The following is an 18,463-nucleotide window of genomic DNA, read 5'->3' as shown; positions in this document are numbered from 1 at the left end:
AACAATCAGTTTCGGTTGCGGGTAACTTTGATGACGTCCGGCATGATACGGATTTTACGCATGATATTCGCCAGATGAACGCGATCGCGGGTCGTCAGGCGGATAAAGGCGCTGTAGACGCGACCGTCTTTTTCTTCGGTGCTCAGATTCTGAATGTTCGACTGCGCGGCATTAATTGCAGCGGTCAGGTTCGCCAGTGCGCCCTGATGGTTGAACATATCAACTTTGATTTCAGCGATAAATTCCTGATCAGTTTCCTGGTGGTTATCCCAGTCAACGGCCATGAATTTCTCAGGTTCTTTCTGATAACCGCGAATATTACGGCAGGATTCATGATGGATCACCAGCCCTTTGCCCGGACTGACGTGGGCAATAATCGGGTCACCCGGAATCGGACGGCAACATTTCGCGAAGGTGATCAGCACGCCATCTGCGCCTTTAATCGGCAGATTACGGGTACCTGACGATGCCATTGAAGACTGGTCACCCATCAGGTTTTTGGCAACCACAACGCTCATGGCATTGCCGAGACCGATTTCCGCCAGCAGGTCATCCATCGCGGCGAGCTTCATACGATCCAGCTCGTTTTTGATGTTTTCCGGCGGAATATCTGACAGTTTTTTACCGGCACCCAGCGCATGATTCAGCAGGCGACGGCCAAGTGAAACCGAATCATCACGTTTCAGGTTCTTCAGCATCTGGCGGATTTTGGCGCGTGCACGTGAGCTGACGACAAAGTTCAGCCAGGCAGCATTCGGGCGGGCGCCCGGTGCGGTAATGATTTCGATAGTTTGTCCGCTGGTCAGCGGTTGCGAGAGCGGATACGGCTGGCGGTCAACGCGCGCGCCAACGCAGGCATGGCCGATATCGGTATGCACAGCATAAGCAAAGTCGACCGGTGTCGCGCCCGCAGGCAATTCGACGATACGACCTTCCGGCGTAAAGACGTAAATCTCGTCCGGGAACAGATCCGATTTCACGCTCTCAATAAATTCAAAGGAGTTGCCTGCACTTTGTTGCAGCTCAAGCAGACTCTGTAACCAACGCTGAGCACGGATCTGTGCGGTGGTGCTGGTTTCACTGTTCTCTTTATAAGCCCAGTGAGCCGCAACCCCCATCTCCGCCATCTGATCCATATCTTCCGTACGGATCTGTACTTCAACCGGCACACCATGCGGACCGATTAGTGATGTATGCAAAGATTGATAGCCGTTGGCTTTGGGGATGGCGATGTAATCTTTAACCCGACCCGGACGCGGTTTGTACAGGCTATGTGCCTGTCCTAACACGCGATAACAGGTATCGAGTTCTTTAACGATCACCCGGAAGGCGTAGATATCCATAATAGAATGGAAACGCTGTTCCTTCAGGTGCATTTTGCAATAGATAGAATACAGGTGTTTTTCGCGACCACTGACACGGCACTGAATGCCGGCTTCGGTTAAACGGCCTTCAATCTCAGAGAGGATTTTCTGGATCATCTCTTTACGGTTACCACGCGCAGCTTTCACCACTTCTTTGATGACGCGATAACGGTTTGGATAAAGGGCTTCGAAGCCCAGCTCTTCGAGCTCGGTTTTCAGGTGATGAATACCCAAACGGTGTGCCAGCGGGCTGTAAATTTCCAGCGTTTCACGGGCAATGCGGCGACGTTTGTCCGGGCGTAAAGAGCCCAGCGTGCGCATGTTATGAGTACGGTCAGCGAGTTTGATCAAAATGACGCGGATATCTTGCACCATCGCCATGACCATTTTGCGGAAGTTTTCCGCCTGCGCTTCTTTCTTATCACGGAATTTCAGCTTGTCTAACTTTGAAACGCCTTCAACCAGCTCAGCAACGCTTTTGCCAAACAGTTGTTCCATGTCCTGGTAAGTTGCAGGCGTGTCTTCGATAACGTCGTGTAATAACGCCGCCATCAGAGTCTCATGATCGAGCCTCATTTCAGCCAAAATACATGCCACGGCCACCGGGTGAGTAATATACGGCTCACCGCTGGAACGTGTTTGCCCCTCGTGCGCGTCCCGCGCCACGAGGTAAGCCTGCACGAGGCGCTTAATTTGCTCCTCCGGCAGGTATTTTTGAATCAGTTGATTCAGGCTTTCAAAGATATACAAGTGAGATCCGTTTCGTTAATTAACGACGGCCTTCAGCGATGGCAGTCACTGCCTGAATCTCTGCGGCTTCCTGCTCCTGTTGCTCCTGACGGTCACGAACGTCGAGGATCTGATTGGTGATCAGGCCTTCTTCGATTTCGCGCAGGGCAATTACAGTGACTTTATCGTTTTCTTCAGCGACCAGTGGATCTTTACCACCAGATTGCAGCTGGCGTGCGCGACGAGCAGCCACCAACACCAGGTCAAAACGGTTACCAATTTTTTCAACAGCGTCTTGAACAGTTACGCGTGCCATATATGTGCTACTCCACAGGGTGACGAAAGACTGGGCATAATACTGAAAGTGACTTCAGTCTGCCAATAGTTTGGTGATTAATCCGTCATGACGGAGCCGCTGACGGCTCAGACGCAGACGTTCAGCGCGAATAATGGTTTTTAAATCCGATAAAGCCAGATCAAAATCATCATTCACAATTAAATAGTCGTATTCGGCAAAGTGTGTCATTTCAGCTACGGCTTGTGCCATACGTTTTGCGATAACGGCTTCGCTGTCTTGCCCGCGGCCACGCAGGCGACGGTCTAGCTCATCTTTCGATGGCGGTAAGACAAAAATACTGCGTGCCTGCGGCATTTTTTTCCGAATTTGCTGCGCGCCTTGCCAGTCGATATCCAGAAAAACATCCACACCCGACGCTAAAACCTGCTCAATGGTTTCACGCGAAGTCCCGTAATAGTTACCAAAAACTTCTGCGTGTTCTAAAAAGGCATCACGTTCAATCATCTCGCGAAACGCTTCTTTGTCGACAAAGAAGTAATGCTCGCCATCTTTCTCGCCCGGACGTATAGCTCGGGTCGTATGAGAAATAGAAACCTGTGTGTCGTAGAGCGGTTGTGTTTTAAGTAAAGCCTGAATCAGACTTGATTTGCCTGCTCCACTAGGGGCGGAGACAATATATAGCGTGCCTTGAACCATGATGACGTTTCAACTGAATGGGTTGATAGGAAGTATGCGAAGAGTGATCTCTCGCACAGTATACACGCTCGCTGCATTCGGTGCAGCGCCCAGACGTATTTCATCGCAACTTTGCCAGAGAAAATAGCCTTTCCTGACAGATTTACGTGCCGCATTCCAAATTTTTCCTTCGTTGCAGCAACAGATGAAATAACCAGGAAGGTATCTCGCAAGAAGGGGTTATGCCACTGGCAGGAAAAATTACACCGGCGTTTACTTGCCTTCACAAGGAGGTGCCAATGCGCCAGTTTATTTTTCTCATCTGCCTGTTCCCTTTTGCTTTCTCTGCTTACGGTAAGAATATGCCGTCGCCAGACTGCCCTGTCTGGCCATCAGAACGCCTGACACAGGAAACCCACCATCTCACCGCTCAGCTGACCCAGTGGGATGCAGCCTACCATCAGTCTGGCAGCAGCCCGATAGAAGATTCGGTCTATGATCATTTGCGTCAGAAACAACGTCTCTGGCTACAGTGTGCCAGCCAGCCGGTGCCTGAACTAACAGTGCCAGCGAGTGATGATGCTGAATTTACGCATCCGGTGGCTCATACCGGCCTGCATAAAATGAAAGATAAACATGCTGTCGCAAACTGGATGCAAGGGCGAAAGAATCTGTGGGTGCAGCCCAAAATCGATGGCGTGGCGGTGTCGCTGATTTACCGTTATGGGCAGTTGGCCGCACTGGTTAGCCGTGGCGATGGTGAGAAAGGACAAAACTGGACGGTAAAAGCCGCGTCAATTCCGGCGATCCCGCTGCATATCCCGGACATGAGCCCTGAGTTGATATTACAGGGCGAGCTTTATCTGTTGATGACCGGTCATCAACAAAGTGCTGATGGCGGGATGAATGCAAGATCAAAAGTTGCGGGTGCAATGATGCGTGCTTCTGCTTCAGACCTGTTGAAGCAAACGGGTATTTTTATCTGGTCATGGCCGGATGGACCCACGCTTATGGCTGACCACCTGGAGAAGCTGAGCCAGTTCGGTTTTCCGGTTGTGGCTCAGTTCACGCATGCGGTGAGCGCTGTCGAAGATGTGGAAAAGTGGCGTGAAGACTGGTTTCACCAGCCTCTGCCTTTTGCGACGGATGGTGTGGTTGTTCGTCAGCAAGAAGAGCCTGCCGGGAAATACTGGCAAAATAAACCCGCAGTCTGGGCGGTTGCCTGGAAATATCCGCCCGCCAGAGAGCTCACCGATGTCACGGGTATCACCACCACCACAGGACGAAGCGGGAAAGTGACCGTTATCCTCAACCTGAAGCCCCTGAGGCTGGACGATAAGTTAGTCAGTAAGGTGAGTGTGGGATCGGTTAGCCGGTTCAGACAATGGGATGTTCTTCCTGGCGATCAGGTCGCTGTCGCGCTGGCCGGACAGGGGATCCCGCGCCTTGATGAAGTGACATGGCGGGTAAGTAAGCGTACGGAAATGCCTTTGCCTGAACCAACGCGCTATAACGCACTTTCCTGCTTTACGCCTGAACCGGGCTGTATGCAGCAGTTTCTCTCACGTCTGATCTGGCTTAGCGGGCCGGAAGCGTTAGATATGGCGGGGTTCGGCGGGGCCACATGGCAAAAGTTACTGGATGCTTCCCCGGCGGATTCTCTGATCAGTTGGTTAAGCTTTAACGAGAAAGAGCTGGCTGCGGTTCCGGGGATCGGTGTTAAACAGGCGCAAAAACTGATGGCGCAAATTCATCTTGCACGCGAAAAGAGCTTCCGGCGCTGGCTGTCAGCAATAGGATTTCCTTCTTTTGCCCTGGGATTTGCAGAACGTCAGCAAAGCTGGAACAGGTTGAAACAGCTGACGTCTCGCGACTGGGAAATGACTGAGGGGATCGGGAGAAAGCGGGCCGCTCAGGTTTTTGATTTTATTCATCATCCGGACGTTGAGATTTTGACCGAAGCTCTGAGGCAGGCGCAATTGCCTGCATTCCGCTAACGGGCTACAGGAAGGACGCATTAGTGGTCCGAATGCGGGTAATTAAACACAGGCAATCCAAGGCGAAAACGCAGCGCAATAAGACGCGCGGTAAAGCCGATCAGTAACGTGATAATAACCACCAGATTGTGGGGCAGTGAGAAATATTGTAGCCCGATGTAAACCCAGGCTGAGGCAAATGACACGCCGGCATAAATTTCTTTCTGAAAGACCAGCGGGATCTGATTACACATCATGTCCCGCAGCACGCCGCCAAAAACACCGGTAATGACCGCACAAACCGAAGCAATGATAGCGCCATGTCCCATATCGAGGGCCACTTGTGTCCCGATAATGGAAAACACCACCAGCCCCACGGCATCAAGCACTAAAAAGAGCTTTCGCAGATGTTGCATTAAAGGAGCCAGCCAGGTGGTCATTAGCGCGGCCACAGCCACAATCACGATGTACTCCGGATGCTTAACCCATCCCAATGGGTAATGCCCTAAAAGCATGTCGCGAACAGAACCGCCGCCAATGGCCGTCGCTGCAGCAATAATAATGACGCCAAAGGAGTCCATTTTCCGACGTCCGGCAGCCAGAGCACCGGTCATGGCTTCTGCGGTGATCCCAATAATATAAAGAACGGTGAGTAACATGGATGTGCGCCAGACAAATCAGTCGGTGAGGAAACGGTAGCCGCGTAGAGTAATGAGTTTCCCATTAGCTGGCGACTGAGTTTTTCTTTTACATGGCTTTTAACATTACTTTATCTAATGATGATTTCTCTCGTGTCAGCCATTACTAAAGGGTAAGAGAAAATGTTGTATTATTTTAGATTAGAAAATTGGTGATTACTCGTTTGTTTTGACGGTGCTTTTCCATTTATCCATGACGCCGTTTTTTATCAGAGGTGAATTTTCTTCGCTTATAGGTTACGATTAATTAAAATCGTCACTCATTGACGCACGGCTTAATTGTTTAATCTGCCCGGAGGAGTGTATGAAGCCCGATATTCCGGTTGCGTTAACACAGCGTGGACCTGCCGAGCACGAACGGCGTGAACAAATTATAGATGCGGCATTCGAGCACTTTCGTCTTTATGGCTATGCCAAAACGTCGGTGGCGGATCTTGCCAAGTCGATTGGCGTTTCAAGTGCTTATATTTATAAGTTTTTTGAGTCTAAACAAGCTATTGGCGAAGCCATTTGCTCGCAGCGGGTGGGGCAGATAGATGAAGCGCTCATGGTGATTGCGCAAAGTGACCAAAGTGCGACTCTGCGCCTGAGATCTATTTTTAAAACGCTGCTGACACGTAGTCTGGATCTCTTTTTCCTGGACAGGAAATTACATGATCTGGCCGCGATAGCCTCAGCTCAGCGATGGAAATCCACATTAAATCATCGTGCTATGATATACAGCATTGTTGAGAAAGTGGTTGCTGACGGCCGGGAATCCGGTGAATTTGAGCGTAAAACGCCGCTGGATGAGGTTTGTATGGCGATCACCACGGTGACAACCCCCTTCTCGCATCCGTTATTGCTGGAACAAAAAACACCTGAACAACTGGAAGAACGCGTTCAGGCAATCACCAGCCTGGTGTTGCGTAGCCTCGCAAAGTAGGCACAATAAAATTTTGGGTTACGGGTTTACAAAAACGTAATTCGTCACATACTGTCAGGCTTTATTATCCAGAAACCCGTTTCTGGCCGGTTCATGTAATCGCCTGCAGAAACTTACGTCTTATACAGACAGAGAGGAATGTTTTATGACTCATCGTCGAGTGGTTATTACCGGCATGGGGGCTGTGAGTCCTCTGGGCTGTGATATCGAAACTATCTGGAAGCGTCTGCTGGCCGGTCAGTCTGGTATCCGAGTTTTGCCGGAAGAGATTGTTGAAACGTTGACTGTGAAAATTGGTGGTCAGGTACAAACTAAAGAACAGGACCCTGAGTCAGGATTCGATCCGGATATGTTCGTGGTACCGAAAGACCAGAAAAAAATGGACCGTTTCATTCTGTTTGCGATGGCTGCTGCGGATATGGCTATTGCTGATGCCGGCTGGAAAGCAGAAACGCAGGAACAGCAGGAACGTACCGCAACAATCATCGGTTCTGGTATCGGCGGCTTCCCTGCTATTGCCCATGCCGTGCGCACCAATGACAGCCGTGGCGCTAAGCGTTTGTCGCCTTTCACTATACCTTCATTCCTGGTGAATCTGGCGTCTGGCCAGGTTTCGATTAAACATCAGTTCAAAGGCCCGATTGGCGCACCGGTAACGGCTTGCGCGGCAGGTGTTCAGGCGATTGGTGATGCAGTGCGTTTGATTCGCAATGACGAAGCCGATGTTGCGCTTTGTGGCGGCGCAGAAGCGGCGATTGATACCGTGAGCCTGGGCGGTTTTGCTGCAGCGAAGGCCATGTCTACCGGTCATGAAGATCATCCGGAAAAAGCCTCCCGTCCGTTTGACAGCGCGCGTGATGGTTTCATCATGGGCGAAGGCGCAGGCATGTTGGTGATCGAAGAGCTGGAACATGCGAAGGCACGTGGCGCCAAAATTCTGGCTGAGATTGTCGGTTACGGCACCAGCGGTGACGCCTACCACATGACGTCCGGTGCGGAAGATGGCAACGGTGCGGGCCGCGCGATGAAAATCGCCCTGCGTCAGGCGGGTATTCAGCCATCAGACGTGCAACATCTGAATGCTCACGCTACGTCTACGCCGGTGGGTGATCTGGGTGAAATCAATGCGATTAAAACCCTGTTTGGCACTGACGGCAAACTGGCTGTTACGTCTACCAAATCTGCGACCGGACACTTGCTGGGTGCGGCTGGCGGGCTGGAGACGATCTTCACCATTCTTGCCGTACGTGACCAAATCGTTCCTCCGACGCTGAATCTGGAAAACAAAGACGAAGCGGCTGCCGGTCTGAACATCGTCGGTAATACTGCGCAGAAACATGACATCACCTATGCCTTATCAAACGGTTTCGGCTTCGGTGGCGTTAATGCCTGTGTATTGTTGAAACGCTGGGAAGACTAATTTCTTTCTTCGCTGACGCATAAAAAAACGCCTCGGGTTTTATGACCGGAGGCGTTTTTTATTATGCGGGGGAGAGAGGATTTACTCGATGTTCTGGATCTGCTCGCGCATTTGTTCGATCAACACTTTCAACTCGATGGCTGACGTCGTGACATCAGCATTGATAGATTTAGATGCCAGTGTGTTCGATTCGCGGTTAAATTCCTGCATCATAAAATCAAGACGACGGCCCACGGCTTCTTCTTTCTTCATGATTTTATGTGTTTCTTTGACGTGCGCTTCAAGTCGGTCCAGCTCTTCAGCTACATCGACACGCTGCGCCATTAGAACCAGTTCCTGCTCCAGACGGGTATTTTCCAGCTGAACCTGCGCATCTTCCAGTTTGCTGACCAGGCGCTCGCGCTGCCATTGCAGAATATTTGGCATCTGGGCGCGGACTTTTACCACTTCTGCACTCACACCGTCGAGACGCTGTTCGATCATCGTTTTCAGTGCGGCACCTTCGCTTTCGCGTGCGCTGATAAAATCGTCCAGTGCTGTTTCCAGCGCCAGCAGCAACTCGGTGCTGATGGCATCCAGATCCTGTTCTTCAGCCAGCATCACGCCCGGCCAGCGCAGGACTTCCAGCGGATTAATTTCGCCTTCATCACTTTGCATTTTCACCCATTGCGCGGCTTCAACCAGCTGTTTCGCCAGTTTTTCATTGAGCTGCAACGTGCTTTGTGCGCCCGGATCGAGATCAAAACGCAGATTACATTCGACTTTACCGCGGGTAAGCCGGGCGCGAATGCGCTCACGGACAACCGGCTCCAGGCTGCGGAATTGCTCGGGCAGACGGATGTAGGTTTCGAGATAACGTTGGTTTACCGAGCGGAGTTCCCACGCTGCGCTGCCCCAGTCACCCTTAATTTCGCGTCGGGCATAAGCGGTCATACTTCTGATCATGTATGCGTACCTGTTAATGTAAAGATGCAGCGATTATAGCCGTGCCATGCCAGTCATGATAGGTATAACCTCCTGAAGTCCGTATCCCCGTCACCCTTCAGGCTGCCTCTGCGTTGGCGTCGTTTACTCATTCCGGTCGCTTACGTGAGTAAGCTCGCGGAGTTCATTCACTTGCCGCCTTGATGCAACCTGAATGTTTTTGGGTATAATGCGCAGCCAAACATGATTCGTGACCCGGAGAAGTATCCATGCGTCCAGCAGGCCGAAATGCACAACAAGTGCGCCCCGTAACACTGACCCGCCATTACACTAAACACGCTGAAGGTTCCGTGCTGGTGGAGTTTGGTGATACTAAAGTGCTATGTACCGCGACGGTGGAGGAAGGTGTTCCGCGTTTTCTGAAAGGTCAGGGACAAGGTTGGATAACCGCAGAGTACGGCATGTTGCCGCGTTCTACCCATACGCGTAATGCGCGTGAAGCCGCAAAAGGCAAGCAAGGCGGTCGTACTCTGGAAATTCAGCGTCTGATTGCCCGTTCCCTGCGTGCTGCGGTGGATCTGAAAAAGCTGGGTGAATTCACCATTACGCTCGACTGTGATGTGTTGCAGGCGGACGGCGGCACGCGCACTGCGTCCATTTCTGGTGCTTGCGTTGCTCTGGCGGATGCACTGAATGCGCTGGTAGCTGCAGGTAAACTGAAAGCTAATCCGATGAAAGGCATGGTTGCAGCGGTTTCCGTAGGCATCGTGAAAGGCGAAGCGCTGTGTGATCTCGAGTATGTCGAAGACTCAGCGGCAGAAACCGACATGAACGTGGTGATGATGGAAGATGGCCGCATGATTGAGGTGCAGGGCACCGCAGAAGGTGAGCCATTCAGCCACGAAGAGTTACTCGGTTTACTTGCTCTCGCCAGAGGGGGCATCGACACTATCTTCCAGGCGCAGAAAGCGGCGCTGGCGGAATAATTTTTTAAGGCGACTGAGAAGTCGCCTTTTTTATGGCCTGCGGGCTGACAATAAGAAATAAGACGTTATAGAGGAGACCATCAATGAAAGCCTATCAGCGCCAGTTTATTGAGTTCGCACTGAACAAACAGGTTTTGAAATTCGGTGAATTTACCCTGAAGTCCGGGCGCATCAGCCCTTACTTCTTCAATGCTGGTCTATTTAATACTGGCCGTGATCTGGCGTTACTGGGACGTTTTTATGCCGAAGCATTGGTGGATTCCAAAATTGATTTCGATTTAGTGTTTGGCCCGGCTTACAAAGGTATTCCAATCGCGACGACCACCGCGGTTGCACTGGCTGAGCATCATGAGCGCGATGTGCCATACTGCTTTAACCGCAAAGAAGCCAAAGACCATGGTGAAGGCGGCTTGCTGGTCGGCAGCCCTTTGCAGGGGCGTGTCATGCTGGTCGATGATGTGATCACCGCCGGTACTGCCATCCGTGAATCGATGGAAATCATCAACGCGAACAAAGCCACTCTGGCTGGCGTATTGATTTCTCTGGACCGTCAGGAACGTGGACGCGCAGATATCTCCGCTATTCAGGAGGTTGAGCGCGACTATCATTGCAAAGTGATTTCAATTATTACGCTGGCCGACCTGATTGAGTATCTGGAAGAAAAGGCGGAAATGGCTGACCATCTGGCTGCTGTGCGGGCTTACCGGCAGGAGTATGGTGTTTAATATCGGGTAAAACCTCAAAGGCAGGGATGTCATGACACAAAATGAAGCCGGCAGCAAAGAATGGATGCCTTCGCGGGCGGCAGAGTTTCTCTGTCGCCAGACGGAGCGTCTGGTCAAAAGCGGTAGCCTGACGCCGGCCGCATGTCAGCGTATTTATGACTTTTGTGGCGTCCGGCCGGGTTATCCCGAATGGCAGAAATTTCTGGTTCCCTTACTCTCCCTGCTGGGTCTGTTATCACTGGTGGCCGGTGCCGTATTCTTTGTAGCCTGGAACTGGGCTGATATGCCAAAGATGGCAAAATTTGCGCTGGCCGAGTTACTGATCGTTGCGCTTGCCGTCGTCGTCTGGTGGCGCTGGTATGACGGGATTGCACGCAGTGCCTTGCTGGCTGCGGGTCTCGGCTTTGGTGCTCTGTTTGCCCTTTATGGCCAGATTTATCAGACGGGGGCCGACAGCTGGGAGCTGTTCAGGGCCTGGCTGTTTGTTTTCCTGCCTTTAGCCTTAATCGCCCGACAGAACAGTCTGTGGTTCTGCTCCTGGTTACTTGCCAATCTGACGTTTCAGCTCTATTACGCCACGGTGTCTATGTCCCTGATGGACAGCGCCGTATTCGACGGTCTCGACTATTTCCCCACAACTGCGCTCTACAGCTATCTGATTGCGCAGACGTTGTGCCTGATTATTCGCGAAGTTCTGGCCATACGGGTCATTAAGCACAATCCCCACGCCTGGCTTGCCAGCCGCTGGTTTTCCCGGGTGATGGCTGGCTTCCTGCTATTAGTGCTGACTTGCATTGTTGCCGAAAATATATCCGGTTGGGGATACGATACCCCTCACCCCTTCGTCACCGCTTTATGGCTGGCAGTCTTAGTGGTGAGTTACTTCTTTTATCGTTATCGCTATCCTGATCTCTGCATGCTGACTCTGGGAACCGCCAGCGCAGCGGCAGTGGGATGTGTGCTGATCGTGCAGATGTTCGACAGTTCTTACGATATTGGCGGCCTGTTTATGCTGGGCTGCCTGATGGCTTTATGGCTGGCGGGATGTGGCGCCCTGATGCTCTACTGGCGGCGTAAACTCTATGAGAGCCAGCCGGTCGAGGTTTCTTCCACGGAAATGGCAGTGCTGACGGAACAACTACGCCGAAATGATTTGCTTAGTCAGGTGCAAATTGAAGAGATTCAGCAATACGATCACTCCTCTCATCTTCCCTGGTACCTGCGACTGACACTGGGTATCGGTGGCTGGGTCGCCGCGATGATTATTTTATTTCTGCTGATTCTGGTGCTGTATGTTGTCGACCTGCTCAATGACCCCAATGCAGCCACGGTGATTATCCCTTCTCTGCTCCTTGCAATTGTCGCGGGTGGGCTTTTGCGCATGCAGGGCGTGAGTAAGCATCATATCGGGCTGGCATGGGCGATAGCCGCGACCTGCGGCCTCTGTTTTGGTTTCTATCTTCTCTTTGAACCCGACTGGGAAATGTCCTTCCTGGTGGGCTCGCTCTGTTCATTACCGGTGCTTACGTTGATGGCGCTGGCAATGCGCGATCGTACTTTCCGCTTTATGGCGATAACGGCGCTGACATTTTTGCTGATCCTTTCCGGCAATTTGCTGACAGGGATGTATTTACCGCCGGTCACCCGTTTTTGGGCGGTTTCCGCGCTGGTTACTGTCATTGTGATTTTCTGGCTGTGGATTATCAGAGAACAAATTAACTTAAAAGCCACATCATGGGCTGAGGCTGTTTTCCCCCTCCTCTGGGGTATTCCTTCCGGCCTGATATTGCAGTGTTTTTCCGCCATTAACACCTCGCTTCTCTTCGATGTTTTCTGGCGGCCAGCGGGGTATTTTCCTCTTTCGGGAGGAACTGGCGCAGGCATTGCCGCAGGTTTAGTACTGGTGTGTTTGTATCAGACTGTGGTGAAAAAGACGCCATCAGCAATGCTGTATCTGGTGGCGGCGGTTGTGTGTGGCGTCGCAGCCTTTTATGCGCCGGGAATTGGCCTGGGGCTGTGGCTATTACTGATGGCGCGTTATCAGGGAAATCAGGGGGTTTTAGCCGCGAGCGGCTGTTTCCTCGCGCTGTATGTTATCGACTGGTATTACTTCCTCGGCGTCAGCTTATTGCAGAAATCCCTTCTGATGTTTGTCACAGGCGTGGTGTTGCTGGCGCTGGCCTTTGCAGCCAAAAAACTGATCCCCGTGCGTAAGGAGGAAGCTTATGCAAACCCGTAATCTGAGGAAATGGCTGTCAGGAGTAGTGATACTGCTGGCACTGATCGCAGTGAATGCGGGTATCTGGCAAAAAGAGCAGGTGCTTAAACAGGGTGCGGTAATGATATTGCAGCTTGCGCCGGTTGATCCGCGTTCTTTGATGCAGGGGGATTACATGGCTCTCAATTATGCCATCACGCGATCTTTGCAAGAGGAGTTATACCAGCAACGTCAGGGTTGTAATTCTCTTCCACAGGCGCCTTGTTTTCCTGTTAGTGGCAAAATTATTGTGGCAGTTAATGAACACCGGCAGGTCACTCAGGCGCGGTTTGATAGTGGTGACCTGCTGAAGCCCAATGAATTACGGGTTAACTATCATATGAATGCCGGAACGCTGATGGTGGGAACTAATGCGTATTTTTTCCAGGAAGGACAAGGTGAACGTTTCGCCCGTGCACGTTATGGTGCATTTCGGGTAGGTGATGACGGCACAGCGTTACTGACCGCGATGCTGGATGAAAATGGGAAAATGATTCAGCCATAATATGAAAAAAGGGCCTTTCGGCCCTTTTTAGATTTGACGTTTGTCCCTGCGCGTTTATTGCAGCTGAGCAGAGATAAGTGGCCAGCGGGTATCGAAGTCCTGAGTCGGTTTGTACTTGAATTCAGAGCGTACAAAACGTGACAGCATCCCTTCGCAAAATGCCAGTAACTGGCTGGCGAGTAGAGTTTCATCGCTGATGAATCCGCTGCCTTCACGCATTTTCTTTTCCCGCAGTACCTGACGCAGTTGCGCTTCAATCCGCTCGAAAAGTTGGTTGATGCGGCCCTGCAAACGGTCCTGTTCAAACATCAGGGCATGGCCGGTCATAATACGGGTCAATCCCGGATTACGCTCGGCAAACCCTAAAATCAGCAGCAAAATCAGACGTATTCTGTTTAGCGTATCCTTTTCATCCTGCAGGATGAGATTGATACGGGTGATCAGACTGTCTTCGATAAACTCAATTAAGCTGTCAAACATCCGCGTTTTACTGGGAAAATGACGATAAAGAGCTGCTTCTGAAACCCCCACGCTGGCGGCGAGCTTTGCAGTCGTGATCCGCTGGCTGCCGTCGCTGGACTGAAGCATTTGCGCTAATGCCTGCAAAATCTCTTCGCGCCTGTTCCTTTTTGTCGTTTCTTTCTCTGCCATGTCTGAATAGACCCTTGCTAAAAAACGGCTAAAATCATGGAGAAACCGCACAACTGCCGCATGAATCGCTGTGATCCTGCGGCTTATTTCGTTCCCTTCGCGTTGTTACGGTCTGATAGTGATAAGGATCTGTTCAATATCGCGTCAAAATCAGCGGTGCTGAACAGGTTCTTATTGGCGACCTGAGTGGCCAAAGCCCCCTTCGCCGCGTTCACTGGCGTCAAAATCTTCCACCAGATTGAATTCTGCCTGAACGACAGGCACAAACACCATCTGAGCAATGCGCTCGCCCGGTTCGATAACAAATGTTGTCTGACCACGGTTCCAGACGGACACCATAAGTTGGCCCTGATAATCTGAATCGATAAGGCCAACCAGATTGCCCAGTACAACGCCGTGTTTATGACCCAGACCGGAACGTGGCAAAATCACCGCCGCCAGATTAGCATCACCAATATGGATAGCCAGACCTGTTGGCAGCAGTGTGGTTTCGCCCGGTTTCAGTTCTACAGAAGCATCCAGACAGGCGCGTAAATCCAGACCCGCAGACCCCGGTGTCGCGTAAGCCGGTAAAGGGAAAGTCGAACCGATGCGCGGGTCGAGAATTTTAATGTCGATTTTTTTCATCATAACGGCTGACAATCTCTTCTAATAAACGTTGGCCAAGCAGGGACTTATCGCTGAGTGGTAAGATTTTATCCCCGTCCTGCCAAAAAAGATGCAAGGCATTGGAATCGCTGTTGAAACCTTGCCCGGCAAGTGAAACATCGTTGGCGCAGATCAGATCCAGATTCTTACGGATCCTTTTTTGCCGCGCGTATTCTTCCACATTCTGGGTTTCAGCGGCAAACCCCACGACGTAAGGCCGGTTTTCTGTCATGGCCGCGACGCCAGCGACGATGTCAGGGTTTTTAATCATTTTTACAGTGATTTCATCGCCTTGCTTTTTGATCTTCTCATCAGCAATACGTTCTGCGCGATAATCCGCCACGGCAGCGCAGGAAATAAAAATATGCTGAGAAGTTGCCGAAAGCTGGACGGCTTGCTCCATTTCCAGCGCACTTTCCACATCAATACGATGAACACGGGCAGGCGTCGGTTGCGTCACCGGCCCGGCGATCAGCGTTACTTTGGCACCACGTTCAGCGGCGGCTTTGGCAATGGCAAAACCCATTTTGCCGGAACTGTGATTACTGATGAAGCGGACAGGATCCAGCGGCTCACGGGTGGGGCCTGCGGTCACCATAATATTCAGATGCGCCAGATCCTTGCGCGAAGAGAAATGCGCATTGGCCATATCCACAATCACCAGCGGGTCCAGCATACGTCCCGGGCCAACATCGCCGCAGGCCTGACTGCCGCTGTCCGGCCCCCACAACAATGTGCCCCGTGCTGCCAGGCTTTGCAGGTTTTCTTGCGTGATGGCCGCACGATACATTTGCTGGTTCATCGCAGGAAGTACCGCGACCGGTGCCGCTGTCGCCAGACACACCGTCGTCAACAGATCATTTGCCATGCCAGCATTCATGCGAGCCAGCAAATCCGCTGTGGCAGGCGCGATAATGACTAAATCTGCCCATTTCCCTAACTCGATATGTCCCATTGCCGCTTCGGCCGCCGGATCAAGCAGGTCGTCAGAAACCGGATAGCCAGAAACAGCCTGCAGGCTCAGCGGAGTCACGAAAGATTTCGCCGCTTCTGTCATGACGACGCGAACTTCAGCGCCTCTTTCACGTAAGCGACGTACCAGTTCTGGTGCTTTATAGGCAGCGATACCACCGCTGATACCGAGCACAATATGTTTGCCGGAAAGTCCCGTCATCATCATTGTCCGATTGGTTGAAAGCTGAAAGAAGCGACATTTTAGCATAACGGGGAATGATGACAGCTATTGGCGATGCGTCGAAAGTTGAGGAATAAAAATTCTGCGTAACATCTCGCAAGCTGACATACCGGACGTTATGACAGGGAGAATGCTGTGACACAATCGCCGCAAAAAAGGAGTCAGGATGACGAAACAGCAAAACCAGTGGCCGGGAGTGATGCCACCGCGCGAAAAATTATTGCAGCAAGGGGCAAAAGAGCTGACGGATCAGGAATTGCTGGCGATTTACCTGCGTACAGGATGCCGGGGATTGCATGTGATGGACCTGGCAAAGAATCTGCTGGAAGAGTTCGGTTCATTGCATCAGTTACTGATGGCGGATTTTGACGCCATGGCGCGCACGAAAGGAATGGGGGTTGCCAAGTTTTCGCAACTTGTGGCGGTGTCCGAATTATCCCGCCGCGCTTATCTGCGCCACCTGAGTGCCGAAAATGCGATGCTCAGCCCCAAAGTTATCCGTGAATATTTGCAGAATTTACTCGTTTTTCGGGAAAGAGAGGTGTTCCTGGTACTTTTTCTCGACAACCAGCATCGCGTTATTCGCCATGAGGAGATGTTTGCTGGTACTATTGGGCACGTAGAAGTGTATCCCCGCGAAATTGTTCGTGGTGCGATGAAGGTTAATGCGGCAGCCCTAATTCTGGCGCATAATCACCCATCCGGTCGGGCTGAGCCCAGTCTGATGGACAGAAAAGTGACTGAACAGATTATTCGAGCGTGCCAGTTGCTGGAAATTCGTGTCCTTGACCATTTGGTTGTAGGCCACGGAGAAACGGTATCTTTTGCCGAACGCGGCTGGATTTAACTTCGTTTTTTGAAGATCCTTAGGGATCTTTAGCTGTTCGGGACTTGAGCACTTACGCTACAGAGCGTATACTACGCCACCTTTGAGAATCTTGGGTTTGGCGTTAAGAGCCTATCTCAGCAGGTTTCTGACCTGATGAATTGGTTTTTTACCCGACGACAGTGAGTCGGTTCTCAGTGGAGTTTGCTGAGATGGGCTCTAAAAGCCTGACGAGGCGGCCATACCCTATACGAAGCTCGAGCTGATTTGATTTTTGGAGAATAGACATGTCCCGAGTCTGCCAAGTTACTGGCAAGCGCCCGGTGAGCGGTAACAACCGTTCCCACGCAATGAACGCGACCAAACGCCGTTTTCTGCCGAACCTGCACTCCCACCGTTTTTGGGTTGAGGCTGAGAAGCGCTTTGTAACTCTGCGTGTATCTGCTAAAGGTATGCGTGTTATTGATAAGAAGGGTATTGAGACGGTCTTGGCCGATCTGCGTGCCCGCGGTGAGAAGTATTAAGGAACTGCATCATGGCTAAAGGTGTTCGCGAGAAGATCAAGCTGGTTTCTTCTGCTGGTACTGGTCACTTCTATACCACCACGAAGAACAAGCGTACTAAGCCGGAAAAATTGGAACTGAAGAAATTCGATCCAGTTGTCCGTCAACACGTGATCTATAAAGAAGCTAAAATTAAATAATTTTAGTGGATTGCTAAAACCCGGCTCCGGCCGGGTTTTTTATTGCCTGAATTTCGTGATTTCCATTTAGTGCGACTTTTATTTGCCTGATGTCGGTGTCTGCGACACACTCTGAACACGATTTTGCTCAAGGGGAAATTATGCCGGAATTACCTGAGGTTGAAACCAGCCGCAGAGGGATTGAACCCTATCTGAAAGGTCACACGATACTGCATGCCATTGTGCGTAATCCGCGCCTGCGCTGGCCTGTCTCGGCGGAGATCTTAGCGTTAAGCGATCAGCCGGTTCTGAGTGTGCAGCGTCGGGCAAAATATCTGCTGGTTGAGCTGCGAACCGGATGGATTATCATTCATCTGGGCATGTCCGGCAGTTTGCGGGTATTGCCGGAAGAAACTGAAGCAGGTAAGCATGACCACGTTGATCTGGTGATGGATAGCGGCCATGTGCTGCGTTATACCGATCCGCGACGTTTTGGTGCCTGGTTATGGTCTTCTGATCTGGCGGCCAGTAATGTCTTAGCCCATCTGGGGCCGGAACCGCTGAGCGAGGATTTCAACGCAGATTATCTGTTTGAGAAATCCCGTACGAAGAAATCGCCAATCAAACCCTGGCTGATGGATAACAAACTGGTGGTCGGCGTCGGGAATATCTATGCCAGCGAATCCCTGTTTGTTGCCGGTATTTCACCTGACAGACCTGCACATTCGCTCAAACGTGATGAGACGGAATTGCTGGTGAGAACCATCAAAGCGGTATTGCTGCGCTCTATTGAACAGGGCGGGACGACGCTGAAAGACTTTCTACAGTCAGATGGGAAGCCAGGATATTTTGCACAGGAACTGCAGGTATACGGCAGAACGGGCGAGCCTTGCCGCGCATGTGGTACGCCCATTGAGAGTAAGAAACACGCTCAGCGCACCACGTTTTTCTGCCCGCGCTGTCAGCGCTAACGCATGAT

19 protein-coding genes are annotated in these 18,463 nt (G+C 51.4%); 11 read left to right on the top strand and 8 right to left on the bottom strand.

Annotated features, from left to right (window positions below; genetic code table 11):
• Positions 1 to 5: 5 nt before the first annotated feature.
• Genes spoT through gmk form a run of 3 tightly spaced genes read right to left on the bottom strand, consistent with a single transcriptional unit; the run spans position 6 to position 3,087 of the window.
• Positions 6 to 2,114, bottom strand: a complete 2,109-nt coding sequence (spoT, locus tag GW591_RS23710; RefSeq protein WP_013577640.1) for a bifunctional GTP diphosphokinase/guanosine-3',5'-bis pyrophosphate 3'-pyrophosphohydrolase — start codon at positions 2,112 to 2,114, stop codon at positions 6 to 8.
• 19 nt (positions 2,115 to 2,133) lie between these two features.
• The gene (gene rpoZ, locus GW591_RS23705) at positions 2,134 to 2,409 is read right to left on the bottom strand and encodes a DNA-directed RNA polymerase subunit omega (RefSeq protein WP_013577639.1); all 276 of its coding nucleotides are present in this window, start codon (positions 2,407 to 2,409) and stop codon (positions 2,134 to 2,136) included.
• Between the two features lie 54 nt (positions 2,410 to 2,463).
• A complete protein-coding gene (gene gmk / locus GW591_RS23700) occupies positions 2,464 to 3,087 on the bottom strand; it encodes a guanylate kinase (RefSeq protein ID WP_013577638.1) in 624 nt (207 codons plus the stop codon).
• A gap of 278 nt (positions 3,088 to 3,365) precedes the next feature.
• Here gmk and ligB point away from each other — a divergent pair, with 278 nt between their 5' ends.
• Positions 3,366 to 5,063 (top strand): NAD-dependent DNA ligase LigB, encoded by a 1,698-nt coding sequence (gene ligB / locus GW591_RS23695; RefSeq protein ID WP_121020212.1) that lies wholly within the window; start codon positions 3,366 to 3,368, stop codon positions 5,061 to 5,063.
• A 20-nt stretch (positions 5,064 to 5,083) separates the two neighbouring features.
• Here ligB and GW591_RS23690 read toward each other — a convergent pair whose 3' ends face one another.
• Entirely contained in the window at positions 5,084 to 5,701 is a 618-nt protein-coding gene (locus GW591_RS23690) for a trimeric intracellular cation channel family protein (protein WP_013577636.1), read from the bottom strand.
• A 343-nt stretch (positions 5,702 to 6,044) separates the two neighbouring features.
• Between GW591_RS23690 and GW591_RS23685 the strand changes: the two genes are divergently transcribed.
• Both GW591_RS23685 and fabF read left to right on the top strand, forming a co-directional pair.
• Positions 6,045 to 6,665, top strand: a complete 621-nt coding sequence (locus tag GW591_RS23685) for a TetR/AcrR family transcriptional regulator (protein WP_013577635.1) — start codon at positions 6,045 to 6,047, stop codon at positions 6,663 to 6,665.
• Between the two features lie 145 nt (positions 6,666 to 6,810).
• Positions 6,811 to 8,085 carry a beta-ketoacyl-ACP synthase II gene (gene fabF / locus GW591_RS23680; protein ID WP_013577634.1) on the top strand — a complete coding sequence of 425 codons (1,275 nt, stop codon included), beginning with the start codon at positions 6,811 to 6,813 and terminating at the stop codon, positions 8,083 to 8,085.
• A gap of 81 nt (positions 8,086 to 8,166) precedes the next feature.
• Here fabF and GW591_RS23675 read toward each other — a convergent pair whose 3' ends face one another.
• On the bottom strand, positions 8,167 to 9,030 hold the full coding sequence (locus tag GW591_RS23675) for a YicC/YloC family endoribonuclease (protein WP_013577633.1): 864 nt from the start codon (positions 9,028 to 9,030) through the stop codon (positions 8,167 to 8,169).
• A 248-nt stretch (positions 9,031 to 9,278) separates the two neighbouring features.
• On the opposite strand from GW591_RS23675, the gene rph reads away from it, so the two are divergent.
• The 4 genes from rph (at position 9,279) to GW591_RS23655 (ending at position 13,482) form a co-directional block, all read left to right on the top strand.
• Complete coding sequence (rph, locus tag GW591_RS23670; RefSeq protein ID WP_013577632.1) at positions 9,279 to 9,995, top strand: ribonuclease PH; 717 nt, start codon at positions 9,279 to 9,281, stop codon at positions 9,993 to 9,995.
• An 83-nt stretch (positions 9,996 to 10,078) separates the two neighbouring features.
• On the top strand, positions 10,079 to 10,720 hold the full coding sequence (gene pyrE, locus GW591_RS23665; RefSeq protein ID WP_037035354.1) for an orotate phosphoribosyltransferase: 642 nt from the start codon (positions 10,079 to 10,081) through the stop codon (positions 10,718 to 10,720).
• Positions 10,721 to 10,751: 31 nt separating this feature from the next.
• Complete coding sequence (locus GW591_RS23660) at positions 10,752 to 12,959, top strand: DUF2157 domain-containing protein (RefSeq protein ID WP_112152586.1); 2,208 nt, start codon at positions 10,752 to 10,754, stop codon at positions 12,957 to 12,959.
• The gene (locus GW591_RS23655) at positions 12,946 to 13,482 is read left to right on the top strand and encodes a GDYXXLXY domain-containing protein (RefSeq protein ID WP_112152587.1); all 537 of its coding nucleotides are present in this window, start codon (positions 12,946 to 12,948) and stop codon (positions 13,480 to 13,482) included. Before GW591_RS23660 ends, GW591_RS23655 begins: the two co-directional genes overlap by 14 nt.
• Before the next feature lie 54 nt (positions 13,483 to 13,536).
• On the opposite strand, the gene slmA is transcribed toward GW591_RS23655, so the two are convergent.
• From slmA to coaBC, 3 genes are all read right to left on the bottom strand, one after another.
• A complete protein-coding gene (gene slmA, locus GW591_RS23650) occupies positions 13,537 to 14,133 on the bottom strand; it encodes a nucleoid occlusion factor SlmA (RefSeq protein ID WP_013577628.1) in 597 nt (198 codons plus the stop codon).
• A gap of 171 nt (positions 14,134 to 14,304) precedes the next feature.
• Complete coding sequence (gene dut, locus GW591_RS23645; RefSeq protein WP_013577627.1) at positions 14,305 to 14,763, bottom strand: dUTP diphosphatase; 459 nt, start codon at positions 14,761 to 14,763, stop codon at positions 14,305 to 14,307.
• Positions 14,741 to 15,958: a bifunctional phosphopantothenoylcysteine decarboxylase/phosphopantothenate--cysteine ligase CoaBC gene (gene coaBC, locus GW591_RS23640; protein ID WP_166861441.1), complete on the bottom strand. Its 1,218-nt coding sequence runs from the start codon at positions 15,956 to 15,958 to the stop codon at positions 14,741 to 14,743. Before coaBC ends, dut begins: the two co-directional genes overlap by 23 nt.
• Positions 15,959 to 16,142: 184 nt before the next feature.
• Here coaBC and radC point away from each other — a divergent pair, with 184 nt between their 5' ends.
• The 4 genes from radC (at position 16,143) to mutM (ending at position 18,455) form a co-directional block, all read left to right on the top strand.
• On the top strand, positions 16,143 to 16,823 hold the full coding sequence (radC, locus tag GW591_RS23635; RefSeq protein ID WP_013577625.1) for a RadC family protein: 681 nt from the start codon (positions 16,143 to 16,145) through the stop codon (positions 16,821 to 16,823).
• 266 nt (positions 16,824 to 17,089) lie between these two features.
• Positions 17,090 to 17,326, top strand: a complete 237-nt coding sequence (gene rpmB, locus GW591_RS23630; protein WP_004931195.1) for a 50S ribosomal protein L28 — start codon at positions 17,090 to 17,092, stop codon at positions 17,324 to 17,326.
• 11 nt (positions 17,327 to 17,337) lie between these two features.
• Complete coding sequence (gene rpmG / locus GW591_RS23625; protein WP_004392084.1) at positions 17,338 to 17,505, top strand: 50S ribosomal protein L33; 168 nt, start codon at positions 17,338 to 17,340, stop codon at positions 17,503 to 17,505.
• 140 nt (positions 17,506 to 17,645) lie between these two features.
• On the top strand, positions 17,646 to 18,455 hold the full coding sequence (gene mutM / locus GW591_RS23620; RefSeq protein ID WP_121020210.1) for a bifunctional DNA-formamidopyrimidine glycosylase/DNA-(apurinic or apyrimidinic site) lyase: 810 nt from the start codon (positions 17,646 to 17,648) through the stop codon (positions 18,453 to 18,455).
• The last annotated feature ends 8 nt before the right edge of the window (positions 18,456 to 18,463 follow it).

Origin of the sequence: Rahnella aceris (assembly GCF_011684115.1) — a bacterium.
Taxonomy (GTDB): domain Bacteria; phylum Pseudomonadota; class Gammaproteobacteria; order Enterobacterales; family Enterobacteriaceae; genus Rahnella; species Rahnella aceris.
The sequence above is the reverse complement of the archived record's forward strand: the minus strand, read 5'-3'. Positions and strand labels throughout refer to the sequence as shown.

Coding starts and splice junctions, on each gene's coding strand:
- mutM (WP_121020210.1), top strand. CDS start 17,646: ATGCCGGAATTACCTGAGGTTGAAACCAGCCGCAGAGGGATTGAACCC.
- fabF (WP_013577634.1), top strand. CDS start 6,811: ATGACTCATCGTCGAGTGGTTATTACCGGCATGGGGGCTGTGAGTCCT.
- GW591_RS23655 (WP_112152587.1), top strand. CDS start 12,946: ATGCAAACCCGTAATCTGAGGAAATGGCTGTCAGGAGTAGTGATACTG.
- rpmG (WP_004392084.1), top strand. CDS start 17,338: ATGGCTAAAGGTGTTCGCGAGAAGATCAAGCTGGTTTCTTCTGCTGGT.
- coaBC (WP_166861441.1), bottom strand. CDS start 15,958: ATGATGACGGGACTTTCCGGCAAACATATTGTGCTCGGTATCAGCGGT.
- GW591_RS23690 (WP_013577636.1), bottom strand. CDS start 5,701: ATGTTACTCACCGTTCTTTATATTATTGGGATCACCGCAGAAGCCATG.
- pyrE (WP_037035354.1), top strand. CDS start 10,079: ATGAAAGCCTATCAGCGCCAGTTTATTGAGTTCGCACTGAACAAACAG.
- radC (WP_013577625.1), top strand. CDS start 16,143: ATGACGAAACAGCAAAACCAGTGGCCGGGAGTGATGCCACCGCGCGAA.
- rpoZ (WP_013577639.1), bottom strand. CDS start 2,409: ATGGCACGCGTAACTGTTCAAGACGCTGTTGAAAAAATTGGTAACCGT.
- ligB (WP_121020212.1), top strand. CDS start 3,366: ATGCGCCAGTTTATTTTTCTCATCTGCCTGTTCCCTTTTGCTTTCTCT.
- GW591_RS23685 (WP_013577635.1), top strand. CDS start 6,045: ATGAAGCCCGATATTCCGGTTGCGTTAACACAGCGTGGACCTGCCGAG.
- rph (WP_013577632.1), top strand. CDS start 9,279: ATGCGTCCAGCAGGCCGAAATGCACAACAAGTGCGCCCCGTAACACTG.
- gmk (WP_013577638.1), bottom strand. CDS start 3,087: ATGGTTCAAGGCACGCTATATATTGTCTCCGCCCCTAGTGGAGCAGGC.
- GW591_RS23660 (WP_112152586.1), top strand. CDS start 10,752: ATGACACAAAATGAAGCCGGCAGCAAAGAATGGATGCCTTCGCGGGCG.
- GW591_RS23675 (WP_013577633.1), bottom strand. CDS start 9,030: ATGATCAGAAGTATGACCGCTTATGCCCGACGCGAAATTAAGGGTGAC.
- rpmB (WP_004931195.1), top strand. CDS start 17,090: ATGTCCCGAGTCTGCCAAGTTACTGGCAAGCGCCCGGTGAGCGGTAAC.
- dut (WP_013577627.1), bottom strand. CDS start 14,763: ATGATGAAAAAAATCGACATTAAAATTCTCGACCCGCGCATCGGTTCG.
- slmA (WP_013577628.1), bottom strand. CDS start 14,133: ATGGCAGAGAAAGAAACGACAAAAAGGAACAGGCGCGAAGAGATTTTG.